Annotated in this window: 16 protein-coding genes; 11 read left to right on the top strand and 5 right to left on the bottom strand. The window is 60.9% G+C overall.

All coding sequences use genetic code 11. The annotated features are described in order from the left end of the window. Nucleotides 1-141: 141 nt before the first annotated feature. The 5 genes from AC0N03_RS05075 to AC0N03_RS05055 all read left to right on the top strand — a co-directional run bounded on the left by AC0N03_RS05075 (nucleotide 142) and on the right by AC0N03_RS05055 (nucleotide 5,947). Nucleotides 142-1,536: a bifunctional enoyl-CoA hydratase/phosphate acetyltransferase gene (locus AC0N03_RS05075; protein WP_474287485.1), complete on the top strand. Its 1,395-nt coding sequence runs from the start codon at nucleotides 142-144 to the stop codon at nucleotides 1,534-1,536. Next, nucleotides 1,529-2,716 carry an acetate/propionate family kinase gene (locus AC0N03_RS05070; protein WP_474287484.1) on the top strand — a complete coding sequence of 396 codons (1,188 nt, stop codon included), beginning with the start codon at nucleotides 1,529-1,531 and terminating at the stop codon, nucleotides 2,714-2,716. Before AC0N03_RS05075 ends, AC0N03_RS05070 begins: the two co-directional genes overlap by 8 nt. Nucleotides 2,717-2,791: 75 nt before the next feature. Beyond that, a complete protein-coding gene (locus AC0N03_RS05065; protein ID WP_474287483.1) occupies nucleotides 2,792-4,045 on the top strand; it encodes an efflux RND transporter periplasmic adaptor subunit in 1,254 nt (417 codons plus the stop codon). Beyond that, nucleotides 4,042-5,268, top strand: a complete 1,227-nt coding sequence (locus tag AC0N03_RS05060; RefSeq protein ID WP_474287482.1) for an ABC transporter permease — start codon at nucleotides 4,042-4,044, stop codon at nucleotides 5,266-5,268. Before AC0N03_RS05065 ends, AC0N03_RS05060 begins: the two co-directional genes overlap by 4 nt. Next, nucleotides 5,261-5,947: an ABC transporter ATP-binding protein gene (locus tag AC0N03_RS05055; protein ID WP_474287481.1), complete on the top strand. Its 687-nt coding sequence runs from the start codon at nucleotides 5,261-5,263 to the stop codon at nucleotides 5,945-5,947. Before AC0N03_RS05060 ends, AC0N03_RS05055 begins: the two co-directional genes overlap by 8 nt. A gap of 39 nt (nucleotides 5,948-5,986) precedes the next feature. On the opposite strand, the gene AC0N03_RS05050 is transcribed toward AC0N03_RS05055, so the two are convergent. The 3 genes from AC0N03_RS05050 to AC0N03_RS05040 are packed head-to-tail and all read right to left on the bottom strand — an operon-like array spanning nucleotide 5,987 to nucleotide 8,559. Continuing rightward, on the bottom strand, nucleotides 5,987-7,447 hold the full coding sequence (locus AC0N03_RS05050) for an NAD(P)H-hydrate dehydratase (protein WP_474287480.1): 1,461 nt from the start codon (nucleotides 7,445-7,447) through the stop codon (nucleotides 5,987-5,989). Between the two features lie 3 nt (nucleotides 7,448-7,450). Further along, complete coding sequence (locus AC0N03_RS05045) at nucleotides 7,451-8,170, bottom strand: LrgB family protein (RefSeq protein ID WP_474287479.1); 720 nt, start codon at nucleotides 8,168-8,170, stop codon at nucleotides 7,451-7,453. Beyond that, on the bottom strand, nucleotides 8,167-8,559 hold the full coding sequence (locus tag AC0N03_RS05040; RefSeq protein WP_474287478.1) for a CidA/LrgA family protein: 393 nt from the start codon (nucleotides 8,557-8,559) through the stop codon (nucleotides 8,167-8,169). The genes AC0N03_RS05045 and AC0N03_RS05040 overlap by 4 nt, the downstream gene beginning before the upstream one ends. Before the next feature lie 326 nt (nucleotides 8,560-8,885). On the opposite strand from AC0N03_RS05040, the gene AC0N03_RS05035 reads away from it, so the two are divergent. Beyond that, nucleotides 8,886-9,098 (top strand): hypothetical protein, encoded by a 213-nt coding sequence (locus tag AC0N03_RS05035; protein WP_474287477.1) that lies wholly within the window; start codon nucleotides 8,886-8,888, stop codon nucleotides 9,096-9,098. Between the two features lie 47 nt (nucleotides 9,099-9,145). On the opposite strand, the gene AC0N03_RS05030 is transcribed toward AC0N03_RS05035, so the two are convergent. Then, on the bottom strand, nucleotides 9,146-10,198 hold the full coding sequence (locus AC0N03_RS05030; RefSeq protein ID WP_474287476.1) for an aldo/keto reductase: 1,053 nt from the start codon (nucleotides 10,196-10,198) through the stop codon (nucleotides 9,146-9,148). A 291-nt stretch (nucleotides 10,199-10,489) separates the two neighbouring features. Here AC0N03_RS05030 and AC0N03_RS05025 point away from each other — a divergent pair, with 291 nt between their 5' ends. The 4 genes from AC0N03_RS05025 to AC0N03_RS05010 all read left to right on the top strand — a co-directional run bounded on the left by AC0N03_RS05025 (nucleotide 10,490) and on the right by AC0N03_RS05010 (nucleotide 15,291). Further along, the gene (locus AC0N03_RS05025) at nucleotides 10,490-11,650 is read left to right on the top strand and encodes a dihydrodipicolinate synthase family protein (RefSeq protein ID WP_474287475.1); all 1,161 of its coding nucleotides are present in this window, start codon (nucleotides 10,490-10,492) and stop codon (nucleotides 11,648-11,650) included. Between the two features lie 313 nt (nucleotides 11,651-11,963). Beyond that, on the top strand, nucleotides 11,964-13,601 hold the full coding sequence (locus AC0N03_RS05020; protein ID WP_474287474.1) for an OFA family MFS transporter: 1,638 nt from the start codon (nucleotides 11,964-11,966) through the stop codon (nucleotides 13,599-13,601). Nucleotides 13,602-13,741: 140 nt separating this feature from the next. After that, entirely contained in the window at nucleotides 13,742-14,491 is a 750-nt protein-coding gene (locus AC0N03_RS05015; RefSeq protein WP_474287473.1) for an ABC transporter ATP-binding protein, read from the top strand. Then, entirely contained in the window at nucleotides 14,488-15,291 is an 804-nt protein-coding gene (locus tag AC0N03_RS05010; RefSeq protein ID WP_474287472.1) for an ABC transporter permease, read from the top strand. Before AC0N03_RS05015 ends, AC0N03_RS05010 begins: the two co-directional genes overlap by 4 nt. Here the strand turns inward: AC0N03_RS05010 and AC0N03_RS05005 are convergent. After that, nucleotides 15,256-15,771 carry an NUDIX hydrolase gene (locus AC0N03_RS05005; protein WP_474287471.1) on the bottom strand — a complete coding sequence of 172 codons (516 nt, stop codon included), beginning with the start codon at nucleotides 15,769-15,771 and terminating at the stop codon, nucleotides 15,256-15,258. The genes AC0N03_RS05010 and AC0N03_RS05005 overlap by 36 nt on opposite strands. A 216-nt stretch (nucleotides 15,772-15,987) precedes the next feature. On the opposite strand from AC0N03_RS05005, the gene AC0N03_RS05000 reads away from it, so the two are divergent. Continuing rightward, nucleotides 15,988-17,784 carry a DEAD/DEAH box helicase gene (locus tag AC0N03_RS05000; protein ID WP_474287469.1) on the top strand — a complete coding sequence of 599 codons (1,797 nt, stop codon included), beginning with the start codon at nucleotides 15,988-15,990 and terminating at the stop codon, nucleotides 17,782-17,784. The last annotated feature ends 6 nt before the right edge of the window (nucleotides 17,785-17,790 follow it).

Genomic DNA, 17,790 nt, shown 5'->3' with positions numbered 1-17,790 from the left:
AATGAAACCGGCCGGCGTTTTTGGCAGGCTTGGACAAGTTTCCGCCCTCGTCCCGGATCAGTTCATGCGCCGCTCTTTTGACAAATGCCCCCGTCTCGCCAACCATGTCCGCGTCGGGGCCGGAGCGGAAGGGCGGATGGCATGACAGCCGGGACACAGGATAATTTCATCGAGAACCGCCTGTTCGAGGAACTCAAGGTTGGCGACAGCGCCAGCCTGACGCGCATCATCCGGCATGACGACATGGAACTGTTCAGCGTGTTGTCGGGCGAGATGAACCCCGAGCAGCTGAACCCCTCAGCCGCCAACTGGCTGGCCGCGAGCCTGATATCAACCCTGCTCGACACGGTTTTGCCGGGACCGGGAACAATTCACCGCGGCCAGAGCCTGCGATTTCCGCTCACTCTGCGCATCGGCGACCAGTTGCGGGCCAAGGTCACCGTCGCCAGCAAGAATGCAGCCGACCAATCCCTGCTTCTCGATTGCCATTGCATCAATCAGGCTGGCGATACGGTGATAACGGGGACCGCCGACGTCGTTGCGCCGGCACGCAAGATAAGGCGGGCACGTTCCGCCGCAGTCGACATTCAGGTACACCGCCACATGCGGCTCGAAGCGCTGCGCCTGAAAGTGGCGCGGATCAAACCCATGCCCACCGCGATCGCCCATCCCTGCGACGCGGCCGCGATCGAGGCGGCGGCGGATGCGGCGCAGGCCGGCATGATCGAGCCCATTTTCGTCGGCCCGCCCGCGAAGATACGCCGGGCCGCGGCAGAAGCGGGCATAGACATCGCCCGTTTCCGTCTTGTCGAGGCGCCGCACAGCGAAGCCGCCGCGAAGGCCGCCGTTGCGCTTGTCCGGCAGGGAGAGGCTGCCTTGCTGATGAAGGGCTCGCTTCATACCGATGAACTGCTGCATGCCGTCCTCGACCCCGAAAGGGGCCTGCGCACCGGCCGGCGGCTCAGCCATGTCTATCTGATGGATGTGCCAACCTATCCGCGCCTCCTGCTCGTGACCGACGCCGCCGTCAATATCGCGCCGGACCTGATGGAAAAGCGCGATATCGTGCAAAACGCCATTGATCTGGCGCATATCATCGGCATCGCGCAGCCAAAGGTCGCCATTCTCGCCGCCGTGGAAACCGTCAACCCGCAGATGCAATCGACGCTCGATGCCGCCGCTCTGTGCAAAATGGCGGAACGCGGCCAGATCTGCGGCGCGATTCTCGACGGGCCGCTGGCCTTCGACAATGCGATCAGCCCTGCGGCGGCGCATGAAAAGAATATTGCCTCGCCCGTGGCGGGACAAGCCGACATCCTGCTCGTGCCGGACGTCGAGGCGGGCAACATGCTGGCAAAGCAACTCACCTTTCTTGCCGATAGCGATGCCGCCGGTATCATACTTGGCGCAAAAGTGCCCATTATCCTGACCAGCCGGGCCGATTCCGCCCGCACACGCATCTCTTCCTGTGCCGTTGCGCTGCTGATGGTGATGCATGCGAATGCTGCGGCATCGGGAGAGCAAGGCCGTGGCTGACGCCATTCTGACGCTCAACTCCGGCTCTTCGAGCATCAAATTCGCACTTTTCGAGATTGAAAACGGCTATGATCTCAGGCCCGTCTGCCGGGGACAGGTTGAAGGCATGCGCACTGCGCCGCATTTTATCGTGCATTCAGCAGCCGGCGTTTGTCTGGCAGAGCAAAACTGGCCTGAACCGCCGGAATTCGGCCAGCTGCTGGAGACCGTCATCGGCTGGGCGGAAAGCCACCTCAACGGCGACCGGCTCGTCGCCATCGGACATCGCATCGTTCATGGCGGGCCGGATTTCGCCGCGCCGGTGATTGCCGATGCGGAGATTGTCCGGGTGCTGGAAACATTTACGCCGCTCGCGCCGCTGCATCAGCCGCATAATCTGGCGCCATTGCGGCCGATTGCCGTTCTGCGCCCGCATCTGCCGCAGATTTTGTGCTTCGATACGGCTTTCCACCATACCATGCCGCGGCTGGCGCAGCTGTTCGCCCTGCCCCGCGCCTATGAGGCGGCAGGCATCCGCCGCTATGGCTTTCACGGCCTGTCCTACGATTACATCAGCCGGCAACTGCCCCGCCTCGCGCCGGGCCTCGCCAACGGGCGCGTGATCGTTGCCCATCTCGGCAATGGCGCCAGCCTTTGCGCGATGCGCTCTGGCCGGAGCATCGATACGACCATGGGCTTCTCGACGCTGGACGGGCTGATGATGGGCACGCGCTGCGGCGCGCTCGACCCGGGCGTGATCCTGTATCTGCAAGCGCAGCGCGGCATGACGCACGAGGCGGTGCACCGGCTGCTTTACGACGAATCCGGCCTTCTGGGCGTCTCGGGCGGTCTGTCCAGCGACATGCGGCGCCTGCTCGCCAGCGACGCTCCGCAGGCCAGAGACGCCGTCGAACTTTTCGTGTATCGCATCGCACGGGAGATCGGCGCGCTGACAAGCTCGCTCGGCGGGCTGGACGGACTGGTCTTTACGGCAGGCATCGGCGAAAACGCCTCCCCGGTGCGCGCGATGGTCTGCGCCCGACTCGGCTGGCTTGCGCTGAAGCTCGACGAGGCCGCCAATGCGGCGCATGCGCCGCGCATCGATGCCGCCGGCAGCGCCGTCGCGGTTCATATCATACCCACCAATGAGGAATGGATGATCGCCCGGCACGCGCTCGACCTGCTCGCGGCATCGGGCTGAACCCAATTCTTGATATAGCGCAATGCAAGAACATCCGCCCGGGGACAGGCTGGCAGCCGAAGGAGCTTGGACCGCATGGCCGATGTCATTACCGTGCCAATTTCAGCCAGAAGAAGTCTGCCTCTGCGAATCTGGGACCATCGCTGGTTCATATTGAGCGTGATTGCGGTCCTGGGCTTCGGCGGCTGGCAGGGCTTGCGCATATTCATCGGGCCGACAGTGGTCGTGGACCGCGTGGCGCGCGGCAATCTCGTTCAGACGCTGGTGGCGAGCGGCAATGTGGAGACGCCCTACCGCGTCGAAATCGGCAGCCAAATCACCGGAACCGTAGAGGACGTACTGGTTGAGCAGGGACAAAGTGTAAAAAAGGGGCAGGCGCTCATCGCGCTCGATTCGCGCGAGCTGAAAGCCGCCCTGGTTCAGGCACAGGCCAGCGTGGCGCAGGCGCAGGCCCGGCTTCAGCAGCTTGCCGAACTCACCCTGCCCGCAGCGCAGGAAAGCCTCAAGCAGGCCAGCGCCAACCTTCTGAACGTGCAGGATATCTACAACCGCACTGCAGCTTTGTTCAAAACCGGCAATACGACGCAGGCCCTCATGCTTGAGGCCCAGAAAAACCTCGATGTTGCGCGCACCCAGAAGCAGACCGCCGAATTGCAGGTGCGCTCCGTCTCGCCCGGCGGCAGCGACGCTCTCCTTGCCCAGACCCAGTATGAAGAGGCGCGCGCCAATCTCGATCTGGCGCAATCGCGGCTGGATTACGCCCTCATCCGCGCCCCGCGCGACGGCGTTCTCATCAGCCGCAATGTCGAGCGCGGCGCCGTCGTCCAGCCGGGCAAGGCGCTGCTGGTGCTGGCGCCCAGCGGGGAGATTCAGCTTGATCTGCAGATTGACGAGCGCAATCTCGGCCTGATCGCCCTTGGCCAGAGCGCAGTCGTTTCGGCCGACGCCTATCCCGACAGACACTTCAACGCACTGGTGAGCTATATAAACCCCGGCGTCGATATTTCCCGCGCCTCTGTCGACGTGAAGCTTTCGGTGCAGAATCCGCCCGATTATCTGCGGCAGGACATGACTGTTTCCGTGGATATTTCGGTGGCGCACAAGGACGACACGCTGATCGTGCCGGCCAGCGTCATGCATGATGCGCTCTCGGTCAGGCCCTGGGTGCTGATGGTGCGCGACGGACGCGCGCGCCAGAACTATGTGACGCTGGGCATTCACGGCAACAGCCATTATGAAATTCTTGACGGGCTGAAGGAGGGCGATCTTGTCATCCCCGCCGCTTCGGGCGTGGTCAACGGCCAGCGGATAAGGCCGCTGCCGCGATGAACCGCTGGCTGCCCTTCGAATGGATTGTCGGCGTGCGCTTTTTACGCGACGGGCGGATGCAGACCGCCTTCATCATCACCGGCATATCCATCGGCGTCGCAGTGATTGTGTTCATGTCGGCGATGCTGGCCGGGCTGGAGGCCAATTTCATCAGGCGCGTGCTGACCTCGCAGCCGCAGATCCAGCTCATCCCGCTGGATGAAGTGGCGCGGCCCCTGCGCTCGGGTGCCGGAACCTTCGAGGATGCGACGATCCAGCGCCGCTCGCAGCGCATTCTCTCCATCGACCAATGGCAGACCATCCGCGACCGGATGCTGGCTATGCCGGAGATCACGGCGGTCTCGCCGGTCATTTCTGGCTCGGCACTGGCCATCCGCGGGGCGGCGAGCCGCTCCGTGACCTTGTCCGGCATCGAACAGACCAGTTATTTCAAGATCGTGCCGCTGCCCGACTATATCGTGAAAGGGCAGGCCAATCTCACCAGTCAGGATGTGGTGGTCGGCGTCGATCTGGCCAGCGATCTGGGCGCGACGCTCGGCGACAAGCTCAACATCAGCTCTGCGACGGGCAGCAGCGTGGTTCTGACCATCGTCGGCCTGGCGGATTTCGGCAACAAAGGCGTTAATCAGCGCAATGTCTATGTGACGCTGCGCACCGCGCAATCGCTGCTCAACATGATCGGCAGCGTCACGGCGATTTATCTGACCGTGCAGAATATCTACGACGCCGAGAAACTTGCGCAGGTCATTCAGGCTTCCAATCGCATCGAGGCGGATAGCTGGATCAAGACCAACAGCCAGTTTTTCACGGCCGTGCAGGCGCAGGAAAACACAAATCTGCTGATACGCATATTTGTCGGGCTTTCGGTGGCTTTCGGCATTGCCGCGGTGCTGATCGTGTCGGTCATCCAGCGCTCGAGCGATATCGGTATCCTGCGGGCGATGGGCACCACGCGCGGCCAGATTTTGCGCATCTTTCTGTTGCAGGGCGGCCTGCTCGGGTTCATCGGCTCGGGCATCGGCTCGATGCTCGGCGCGGGCGCGCTCATATATTGGCATTCGGTGGCGCGGCAGGCCGACGGCAGCGAGATGTTTCCGCTGCTGCTGGAAAAGCAGCTTTTTATCACCACCGCCATAATCGCGACCATTACGGGGCTGATGGCGGCGATCGCGCCCGCATGGCGCGCGGCCCAGCTCGATCCGGTGGAGGCAATCCGTGGCTGAAGAGGTGCTGCGCCTTGAAAAGATCCGGAAAGTATACAATCCCGGCCTGCCCTCGGAAACCGAAGTGCTGCATGGCATTGATCTGTCCATCGCAAGCGGCGAATTTCTTGCTCTTATCGGCCCGTCGGGCTCAGGCAAGAGCACGCTGCTCAATATCATGGGTCTCCTCGACCGGCCGACAAGCGGGCGCATATTCATCAAGGGCAGGGACACGCATGACCTTTCCGAGGCGGAGATCACCCATCTGCGCGGCCATTCCATCGGTTTCGTATTCCAGTATCACCATCTTATTTCCGCTTTCACCGCCGCCGAAAACGTGATGATGCCGCTGCTGGCGGACCGGGGCTTCCCCGATGATGGCATGGGCGTGCGGGTGGCGGCGCTCCTGCATCAGGTTGGCCTTGATCACGTTGCCGGCAACAAGGCCACCAATATGTCCGGCGGACAGCAGCAGCGTGTCGCCATAGCCCGCGCGCTGGCGATGAACCCCGACCTCGTGCTCGCCGATGAGCCGACAGGCAATCTCGACACAAAATCCGCCGACAGCGTCTTCAGCCTCATGCGGGACATCAATGCGCGCGAAGGCACCACCTTCCTCATGGTGACGCACAATATGGCGCTGGCGCGCCGCTGCGACCGGATCATCGAGGTCGTGGACGGGCAGATTCATCAGAGCTGAGCTTAGACTTCGGCCCTCCCGTCGCTGCACAGATACGGCTCAAGCGGCGGCCATGTCACGCAATACGGCGGGAATCTGCTCGGGCAGATCCTCGGCGATGAGGCCGGGGCCAAATTTTGCACCTGCTGCGCCATGAATCCAGACAGCAGCGGCAGCGGCGTCAAATGCGGCCATGCCCTGCGCCATAAGTCCGAGGATGAGACCGGCCAGCACGTCGCCAGAACCGGCCGTGGCCAGACAGGGCGGTGCATTGGCATTGATCAGCGCACGGCCATCGGGCGCGGCGATGATTGTATCGGCGCCCTTGAGCACGATGATCGCGCCGCTCTGCCGGGCCGCGGCACGGGCGCGCGATAGTCTGTCGCCTTCATGACGGAAAATACGGGCAAATTCTCCCTCATGCGGCGTGAGGACGCATTGCTCGTGCAGCGCCGCGAACAGCGCCTGCGGCTCATCCTGAAACACGGTGAGCGCGTCGGCGTCGAGCACGGCGGGTTTACGATGGCCGAGCATCGAGAGAACCTTTGCCCGCGTCCCGGCGGAAAGGCCTGCACCGGGGCCGATGAGAAAGGCGGAAAACCGGCGGTCTTCGAGCAGAGCATCAAAATCTCCGGCCCGATTCAGCGGCCGCACCATGATGCACGCCAGCGAAGCCGCATAGATGGAAAATGCCTCCTGCGCCACGGCAATGCTGACCAGCCCCGCGCCGATACGCGCCGCCGCACGCGCCGCCATGCGGGCCGCGCCGGTCATTGGATAGCCGCCGGCAATCAGGGCATGGCCACGGTCATATTTATGGCCGGACGGGTCAAGCTGCGGCAGCTTTGCGCGCCACAGCACCGGCGCATTCCCGGCGCAAAGCGGAGCAATTTCATCCAGAACCGTGTCGCTGATGCCAATGTCGGTCACAACCACCCGCCCGCAAAGTTCGCGCCCCGGCAGCAGGAGATGACCCGGCTTCCTGCGAAAGAAGGTCACAGTCATGGTGGCGCGCACAGCGCCGAGCGCGGCGCCGGTGTCGCCCATGACACCGCTTGGCACGTCAACCGCGACCACAGGCAGGCCGCGCTTCGCTGCGCCGGCCAGAACAGCCGTAATTTCGGACGGCAAAGGGCGGTCAAGTCCGGCGCCGAACAGCGCATCCACCACAAGGCCCGCGCCTTCAAGCGCGGACGCTGTAACCGGCACGGTCGCCTCGCCCCACAATGCCGCATGTTCGGCGGTTTCGCCCGTCAGGCGGGCGAGGTCCGCCATGGCCGCGACCTTGACGGGCCAGCCCGCCTCGCGCAGGCGCGCGGCGATGACATAACCGTCGCCGCCGTTCTTGCCCGGCCCGCACAGCACCACGACCGGACGTCTGGCCCAATGCCGGAGAATTTCATCGGCGACGCTCCGGCCCGCCCGCGCCATCAGGTCAAAGGCGCTGATGCCGGCCCGTATCGTCAGACTATCGGCCTTTGCCATTTCGGCGACGCTGAGCAGCACAGTGCATTCAGACATTATTTATTCTCCCAGCATGAGCCGCAGCAGAACCGGCACCAAGAAGGCCGTGATAACCGCATTGAGCGCCATGGCAATGCCGGAAAACACACCAGCGAGCGAACTGACATGAAAGGCCCGCGCCGTGCCGATGCCGTGCGACGCGAGGCCAACGGCAAATCCACGCGCCGCGTAATCCTTGATGCGGAAGGCATTGAACAGCGGCGTCACCATCATTGCGCCAATGACGCCGGTGGTCAGCACCAGCGCCGCCGTCAGGGAGGGAATGCCGCCCATGTCCTGCGAAATAGCCATGGCGACAGCAGCCGTCACGGATTTTGGCGCGATCGAGACCAGAACGGGCCGCGGCACACCCATCATGGCGGCAACGCCGACCGCCGAAACGATGGCGACGGCGGAACCGGCCAGCAGCGCCGCCAGCATGGGCAGCAGGTTACGCCGCACGAGCGCCAGATTACGGTAAAACGGCACGGCCAGCGCGACAGTGGCCGGCCCGAGCAGAAAATGGACGAACTGGGCGCCATTGAAATACGTCTGATAATCCGTATGCGTGACCTCAAGCAGAGCCGCGATCAGCGCAATCGCCAGCAAAACAGGATTGACGAGCGGGTGCCGCCGCGCCTTGTAGGCGCAAAAATCCGCGACAAGCCAGGCCGCAAGCGTCACGGTGAGCCAGAATAGCGGCGTGGTGGCAAGATAGACCCAGAGTCGGAACGGATTCATGGTCCTTCTTCCTCATGCCCGGCACCCGTCCATCGCTTGACAAGCACAAAGCTGAACACAGTCACGAGCAAGGTCAGGAATGTCGAAACGAGCAGGCTCAGGGCAAGGGCAAAGCCATGCGCGCCGACAAGCCCGGCATATTGCACGACACCAACACCCGCAGGCACGAAAAATAGCGCCAGATTGCCCAGCAAGCCGTCGCTGACCCGCCCAAGGCCGCTGTCTGTCAGGACTGCTTCATCAAATGGGCGAAGCCGGTTCCAGACGATCATGCCGAGCACCAGAAAGGTCAGTCCGAGCACCGGCCCCGGTATGGGCAGGGCCATTGTTCTTGAACCAATTTCGCCAGCCAACTGGCAGATGAGAAGCAGCGCGAAACCACGAACCATGTCGATCAACACCGTTTACATGCCAGGGCCGGCGGCAGTACGCCAGATCATCCGCATGTTGCCATGAAAGCTGCGAAACGCAATCGAACTCCGGCGCGGCTCCTGCGCCAAGCTCCGCCCATTTTGCCCGAAAACAGGCCGGACCGGCGCCTCGGTAACTTACCCAACGCATAGAGACTAAGCTCAAACTTATCGTCATATCATAATATTTTATGGCATTTACTATAGTATAAAAAAGTAAACTGACGAATTTGTTGCGTTTTATCAAAAATGATTTAATTTAAACTTTGACTTAATTACGGCAATTTTAATTCAAAGAAAATCCGATGAACAATGCAATCATACCTACAGATATAGAATCCGGGGATGATCAAAGGCCCAGCATTCCGCTCAATCAAAATGAGACAGAAATGCTTTATTACGCCAATGAACCGTATATCGTCGACCTTGTCCGCTATGCACTTGTCTTAAAGCCAAAATTGCGTCGCCATATGATACGGATGATGCACGATATCATTATGATGAAAGATGGACATTGAGGCTTAGGGCCGGAAGACCACCAGAACAGCAGCCTTCCGTTGTGAATTTACTTTGATTGCTCAATGAATGGCGCAGGCCTTCTGCCTGCATTCTGCCGCTCCAGCATCCAGCCGGGATATTCCGGCGGCAGCGCACTCACTTCGTCGAGACGGCGCATATCTTCCGCATCGAGCTGCACATTCACGGCCGCCAGATTTTGCTCGAGCTGCTCCATGCGCTTGGCGCCGATGATGACGCTGGTGACGAAAGGTTTGGCAAGAATCCAGGCAAGCGCCACAGTGGCCACGCTTGCGGCATGCTTTGCCGCCACCTCGCGCAGCACCTCGACACAGGCCCAGGCGCGATCCTTGTTCACAGGCGGAAAATCAAAGCTGTCGCGACGGCCCTTGTCATTTTGCGTGGAACCCGGGCCATATTTGCCCGACAACAACCCGCCCGCCAAAGGCGACCAGACCATGAGACCCAGTTGTTCATCCTGTATCAGGGGCATAAGTTCGCGTTCAAGATCGCGCCCCGCGATGGAGTAATAAGCCTGAATGGTTTCAAACCGGGCATAGCCGCGCAGTTCCGAACGTCCCAGCGCTTTAGCTATGCGCCATGCCTGCCAGTTCGAAACACCGGCGTAGCGCACCATGCCGGAGGAAACCAGATCATCCAGTGCGCGCAGGGTTTCATCGATCGGCGTGACGCTGTCGGTAGCGTGAATCTGATAGAGGTCGATATGATCCATCTGCAGCCGATCGAGGCTCGCCTTGACCTGATCCATGATATGGCCGCGCGAGGCGCCGCGCTCGTTCGGCCTTGTTCCCATCGGACTGGCCGCCTTGGTGGCGACAATCACATCCTGACGACGCGCCCCGACATTGCGCAGCGCCTGCCCGAGCAGCCGCTCGGAATCGCCAAACGAATAGACATTCGCCGTATCGATGAAATTTACCCCGGCAGCCAGCGATCGCGCAACGATGCGATCAGCGGCATCCTGATCGACATCGGCGATCATGCCCCAGTTTCCCGCGCCGCCGGCCTCGCCGAAAGTCATGGTGCCCAGACATAATTCGGAAACGAAAATGCCCGTCCGGCCCAATTGGTTATAACGCATGTGTAAACTCCCATCCGATACGTGAATTCGTGCCTTGCATCAAAGAATGCGCGACTCAGGCAACGATTATAGGACGATCATTTTGCCGAAGGGTGACAAAATTCAGGCGGCGGCGCCTGAATCCGCAGGCTCCGCCCGTCCGGGGAATTCGTCCGAGGGAGAGCCGATTTGCCCTGAACCATCTGGACAGCCCGCTCTCTCCGGCTGCGGCCTGAACTCTTGCCGTAAATCACTGTCCAAACGGGCGGCAAATTGTTAGAATTCGCCTTTGATCCACGAAGGAGGCGGGCCATGGCGCAAAACCTTCTGTTACCCGACGCTTCCGGCGCAATGCAGCCGTATCAGATGAGCGGAAGAAGTCTCGGCACCATCGCGATGAAGCCGTTTCGCAGCCGCATCTGCTATGCGGCAGCCCATGTGGTCGCCGATCCGCACCGCGTCGACCTGACGGGCCAGCCGCTGCCCGACTGGGAAATGACCATGCGCATAAGGCACCGTCTCTGGGGGCTTGGATTCAAGGTGGCGGAAGCCATGGATACGTCTCAGCGCGGCATGGGCCTTTCCTGGGAGAACGCGCAGGAACTGATCCGATATTCGATAAACGAGGCGGCGAAAACGCCCGGCGCCGATCTGGCCTGCGGCGCCGGAACCGACCAGCTCGACGCCGATACGGTCGAATCGATCGACGAGGTCGTTGCCGCCTACGAAGAACAGATGGATTTCATCGAGGGTCTCGGCGGACGCATCATCCTCATGGCTTCGCGCGCGCTTGCCAGAACTGCAGCGTCCGCCCACGATTATGTCCGTGTTTACGGCCACTTGCTGGGCCGCGCCAGAGACAGGGTCATCCTGCACTGGCTTGGTGACATGTTCGATCCACAGCTGCGCGGCTATTGGGGACATGCGACAATCACACCCGCGATGAATGTTGTGGCCGGTCTGATCGCCGACCACGCCGAAAAGGTCGACGGCATCAAGATATCGCTGCTCAAGGCCGAATATGAAGTCGAAATGCGGCGGCGCCTGCCCGAAAACGTGAAAATGTTCACCGGCGACGACTTTAATTATGCCGAACTGATCGCGGGAGACGAGCAGGGCTTCAGCCACGCACTGCTGGGCATATTTGATCCGATCGCGCCCATCGCCGCTCTGGCCATGCATGAGCTTGATGCGGGCAATGCCGCCGCCTTCCGCGCCATTCTCGAGCCCACCGTGGCGCTTTCACGCAAGCTCTTCGAAGCGCCGACATGGAAATATAAGTGCGGCGTGGTGTTTCTCGCCTGGCTGAACGGTCTGCAGGATCATTTCATCATGCTTGGCAACCAGCAGAACGCGCGCGACATCGTTCATTACGCGGAAATCTTCCGGCTTGCGGATCAATGCGGCCTGCTGGAGCAGCCTGATCTTGCTGCCGGGCGGATGCAGGAGCTGATCCGCCAGCGTCAGAAATAGCGGCCTTCCGAAAGAAGGCGGGTCGCCGCCCCGCATTCAGGACGGAGCGCTGCTCCTGCCCTGTCAGTTTATGCTTGCAGAGCCAAGAATTTTTCAAATTCATTTAATTTTTTGCGCTGCATTCCGATAACAATTCATAGGTTAGACTTTCGGATATAAGAAAATTTCCATGGAATAATAATTCTGATACTAAAGTCTTATAATATTTTGGATTTTTTATCTTCCCTATAAAGCAGTCCGCACTATCTGATTCAAAAAAATAATGATCCTGAATTTTTAGCATTCAGGTAATACGTAAGGGAGAGAAACAAATATGACTTCATCAACCCAGACAGCCAGCCATGGATGGCTTGACCGCAGCCATACTGTCGCCCGGCAGGGATTTAACCGCTGGCTTGTGCCGCCCGCAGCGCTTGCCATTCATCTGTGCATCGGAATGTCCTATGGACTGAGCGTCTTCTGGCTTCCACTCAGCCGCGCCATACCCGGCGCTCAGCCCGAAGCGTGCAAAACCATGGGCGTGCTCGACGCTCTGGTGACGACAAGCTGCAACTGGCGGGTCAGCGACCTTCTGATCACATTCACCATCGGAATTGTATTTCTCGGCCTCTCGGCGGCACTGTTCGGCGGCTGGCTGGAACGCGCGGGGCCGCGCAAGGCCGGCCTTGCAGCCGCGGTCTGCTGGGGCGGCGGATTCGTTCTTTCCGCTTTGGGCATCTACGTCCATCAGCTCTGGATCATCTGGCTGTCTCTGGGTGTTCTGGGCGGCATCGGGCTGGGACTGGGCTATATTTCGCCGGTGTCGACATTGGTCAAATGGTTTCCGGACCGTCGCGGCATGGCAACCGGAATGGCCATTATGGGATTTGGCGGCGGCGCGATGATCGGCTCCCCGCTGGCAAATCTGCTGATGAACCATTTCAAAACCGAATCCTCGGTCGGCGCCTGGCAGACGATGCTGGTCATGGGCATAGGCTATTTCATCTTCATGTCAGCCGGCGCTCTGGGATACAGGGTCTCGCCGGAAGGCTGGCAGCCGGAGGGCTGGACGCCGCCGGACAGCGCGTCGGGTGCAATGGTGACCCGGGATGCCGTCGCGCTTGAAAACGCGCACAAGACCCCGCAATTCTGGCTGATCTGGGCCGTCCTCTGCCTCAATGTCTCGGCCGGTATCGGCGTTCTGGCCATGGCTTCGCCGATGCTGCAGGAAATCTTCGGCGGCGCGCTGATCGGCCATCCGGAAACCGGATTCGCCGCGCTCGATCCGACCCAGAAAACAATGATCGCCACGATTGCAGCGGGCTTTGTCGGCCTGTTGTCGCTGTTCAACATTGCCGGACGTTTCTTCTGGGCTTCGCTTTCCGACAAAATCGGGCGCAAAACAACCTATTTCGTGTTTTTCGGCCTGGGTATCGGACTTTACGCTCTGGCGCCCACACTCGCCCACGGCGGCCAGAAGGCGCTGTTTGTCGCGGCGCTCTGCGTGATCCTGTCCATGTATGGCGGCGGCTTTTCCACAGTGCCGGCCTATCTTGCCGACATATTCGGAACACGCTTTGTCGGCGCCATTCATGGCCGCCTGCTGACCGCATGGTCGACCGCCGGGGTCGTCGGCCCGTTTATCGTGGGCTATATCCGCGATGCGCAGATTCAGGCCGGCGTCGAGCGGGCGCTCGTCTACGACAGGACACTCTACATTCTCTCGTCGTTTCTGATCATCGGCCTGATCTGCAATGCCCTCGTGCGGCCGGTTGCCGCAAAATGGCTGATGCCCCGGGAGACGGCCAAAGCCAAGGCTGGAAAAGCCAGCGCCGGAGCCGCCGGCTCCTTTGGCATTGGTCGTGGCGGCGCACTGAATCTCACAGCTGTCCTCGCCTGGGCCGCCGTTTGCCTGCCGATCTCGTGGGGCATATGGAAAACAATGGAAAGCGCGGTCAAGCTGTTTCAGTAACGCGGGGTCTGTCGCGGCATTCTCGAATACACCGACGCAAGGGGAGGCGAACAATCGCCTCCCCTTTGAATTTGGCGCGATTGCCTTTATAGCTCGCGGCTCAATCCGCACGTTCCAGCCGCAGCAGGTCAAAGCCGAAAATGCAGCCCGTCCTGAAAGTCGACTCGCTCAGCAAGATCTATGGCACGAGGCCGGCCGTGGATCGCATTTCCTTCGAAATCGGCAAAGGCGAAATCGTTGGCCTTATCGGTCTTAACGGCGCGGGCAAGAGCACCACCATCAACATGATTCTCGCCGTTCTGGAACCCACAGCGGGGCGCATCACCATTCAGGGGCATGATGTCGCGCATGAGCGGCGCGCTGCGCTCGCCTGCACCAATTTTGCCGCCGTTTACGCGCCCCTGCCGGGCAATCTCACCGTCGAGCAGAATCTGCGCATCTTCGGAATGATTTATGGCGTGGCGAATCTTACGGCCCGCATCAGCGAACTGCTGGCCGAATATGAGCTGCTGCAATTTCGCCGCACGCGCTGCGGCCTGCTGTCGTCGGGCGAGCAAAGCCGGGTTCTGCTGGCCAAGGCCATGCTCAACGCGCCGCAACTGCTGCTGCTCGATGAGCCGACAGCTTCGATCGACCCGGCCAATGCGCAGGACATCCGCCGTCATATTCATCGCTTTGCGAAAGAGCGTCAGGGCGCCGTGCTCTGGACAAGCCATAACATGTATGAGGTCGAGGATGTGTGCGACCGGATTCTCATTCTCTCGCAGGGGCGGATTTTGCTGAGCGGCGATCCGAAATCGCTGCCCGCCGCCCATGGCAAGGCGTCGCTGGAGGAGCTTTTTGTGGGGATCGCGCGCGACATCGCCCCCGATGAGGAGAGCGCCGCATGAGCCTGCGCCGCATTTTCGCAATCATCCTGCGCCAGATCTATCTGCTGCGCGGCAGCCCGTCGCGGCTTTTGCCGATGTTCGCCTGGGTGACGATCGATATTGTGCTCTGGGGCTTCTTCACACTCTATCTCAACAAGATCGCAAGCAGCGGTCTGGGCGCGTTTTCGGCCCTGCTGGGCGCGGTGCTGCTCTGGGATTTTCTTACCCGTGTCATGCAGGGTGTGACCATGGCTTTTTTCGAGGATGTCTGGTCGCGCAATTTTCTCAATTTCTTTGCCACGCCCCTTTCGGTCGGCGAATATATTGCCGGACTTGTGATCACCGGCATCATGACCAGCCTGCTCGGGCTCTCTGCGATGCTGCTCACGGCCTATCTCGCCTTCGGCCTGAGTTTTGCGCTTTACGGACTGGCTATCCTGCCCTTCATTCTGGTGTTGTTTCTGTTCGGACTGGCGCTCGGCATTCTCGGCAGCGCCTTCGTGCTGCGTCTTGGCCCGGCTGCGGAATGGCTGATCTGGCCCATACCGGCCATTCTGTCGCCGTTTGCCTGTGTATTTTACCCGCTGAACATTCTTCCCGGCTGGATGCAGGCCATAGCGCTGGCGATGCCGCCTTCCTATGTCTTCGAGGGCATGCGCATGGCGGCGCATGGTGGAGCTTTTGCCGCAGGGCCGCTGGCTGTGGCGCTGACGCTGGCCTGCCTCTACCTCGGCCTTGCCATATATGTTTTCCTGAGCGTTTACAGAACCGCGATCCGTACCGGCCTAATTGCCCGCTACAGCGCCGAGGCTGTCAGCTGAAGGGCGCTTCTTTTTCTTTTGCTTCTTCTGCGGCAGATCCTGCGTCAGATGCGAGAGGATATGCTGAAGCCCCGTTTCGTCAACGAGATCGGCGGCGTTTTCAGGCGATGTCCAAAGCAGCCGCCGCTGGCCCTGTTCACGCCAGTTTGCCGCCTGCGCCTTGAATTCCATAAGAAAGACGGCGACCTTCACCGGCGCGAAATGATCGACCCGCCGCTTGAAATAATCGAATGTTCCGACGGGCTTGGTTTTGGTCTTGCCGATCACGCCCGCCTCCTCGAGCGCCTCGGTCGCTGCGGCCTCATGTGGTTTTCGCGCCTTCATCGGCCAGCCTTTGGGAATAACCCAGCGGCCCGTCTCCCGCGAAGTGACCAGCAAAACCTCGACCGCGCCGGATTGCGCCCGCCGCCACACGATGGTCGCATATTGCACCAGCGCCTGCTCGGGCTCGGAAAGGCGTTTCGCCCTTTTTCTTTTCATTGAGAATCAATCCTCCATCCCGTTGAGGATGAAAGCCTATTTCGCATCTTACAAGCAAAAGTTTCAGGGCATTGAATTTCAACCGCAGAGGGTCATGGCGCTTTGATGCAAAATCGTTTATTGCATTCAGACAGTGCCCGAAATGCTCCGACGGACAGGTTGAACGCTCAACCGGTGGTTGCTTCGGAGACCGGGCAAGAGGTTTTGAACATTCTGATGACTTTTCCTTCCGTGCATCCGGCGCTCGACAGCGCGCTGAAAAAACGCGATTATCTTGAACCTACCCCGGTGCAGCGCGCCGTGCTCGAAGCCAAAGCCAATGACAAGGATCTGCTTGTCTCGGCCCAGACCGGTTCCGGCAAGACCGTGGCATTCGGACTGGCCATGGCCACCAACCTTTTTGGCGGCGCAGACCGCCTGCCCGCAGCCGCCGAGCCGCTGGCGCTCATCATTGCGCCGACGCGCGAACTGGCGCTGCAGGTGCACCGGGAACTGGTCTGGCTTTATGCAGAGGCGGGCGCGAAAATCGTCTCCTGCGTTGGTGGCATGGATGCGCGGCGGGAATTTCGCGCGCTGAGCGCCGGATGTCATATAGTTGTGGGCACACCGGGCCGTTTGCGCGACCATCTCGAGCGCGGCCAGCTTGATATTTCCAAATTGCGGGCCGTGGTGCTGGATGAAGCCGATGAAATGCTCGATCTCGGCTTTCGCGAAGATCTGACATTCATTCTTGAAGCTGCGCCGGTGGAGCGGCGCACGCTGCTGTTCTCGGCGACGCTGCCGAAGGAAATTGTCGCGCTGGCGCGGCAATATCAGCAGGACAGCGTGCGTATCGACACTCTGGTGCGCAACCAGCAGCATGGCGATATCGAATATCGGGCGATGCGCATTGCGCCCAACGATATCGAACATGCGATCGTCAACATTTTACGCTTCTTCGATACAGGCGCCGCCATGATCTTTTGTGCGACGCGTGAAGGCGTGCGCCATTTGCAGGCCTCACTGGTGGAGCGCGGCTTCGGCGCCGTTGCGCTTTCGGGCGAACTGAGCCAGAACGAGCGCAACCACGCGCTGCAAGCGCTGCGCGACGGGCGCGCGCGTGTCTGCGTGGCCACGGATGTCGCGGCGCGCGGACTTGATCTCCCGGATCTTGGCCTTGTCATCCACGCCGATCTTCCCAACAACCGGGACACGCTGCTCCACCGCTCGGGAAGAACCGGACGCGCGGGGCGCAAGGGCCTGTGCGTTCTGCTCGTGCCGCACACGCGCCGGCGCCGCGCTGAAGGCCTGCTGATGCAGGCCAATGTTCAGGCCACATGGTGCAATCCGCCATCGGCGGCCGAAATTCACGCCAAGGATCAGGAACGCCTGATCAATGACGCGATCTTCACCGATGAATCGACCGAGGATGACCAGAATCTCGCTGCCGCGCTGCTGGAAAAGCGCAGCGCGCAGGATCTTGCTCTGGCGCTGGCGCGGCTGTTCCGCACCCGCCTGCCCGCGCCGGAAGACCTGCTCGAAAGTCCGTCGATGCAGGATCGCGGCCCGCGCGAAAAGCACAAGCGGCACGAACCACTGCTCTATGACAATGATGCCAGAGCGCTTTCGGGCGAATTCGTCTGGTTCCGTCTCAATATCGGCCGGGAGAAGAACGCGGATCCGAAATGGCTCATCCCGCTGATCTGCCGCCATGGCCATGTCACCAAGCGCGAGATCGGCTCGATCAAGATTTTCGACCGCGACACGCGCTTCGAAATCGCGCAGGAATATGCCACGCGCTTTGCCGCCGCGGCGCGCCATGCCGACGACAAGGATATACGCATCGAGCCGGCGACCGCCGCCCCACCCAGCCGGAAACCGGCAAGAGACACGCATAAGCCCGCCTATGGCGCAGACAAGCGGCCGGAGCGCAGCGAAAAGCCCGCATATCCGGGCAAAGCCGGCTTCAAGGGCGAAGGCTACCGGAAAAGGCCGGAACGCGACAACGCCAATCCGGGCAAGGGGAAGCGCTGAACCGGT

Source organism: Methylocystis sp. sgz306128 (assembly GCF_056032725.1).
This window is presented reverse-complemented; position numbering and strand designations above follow the sequence as displayed.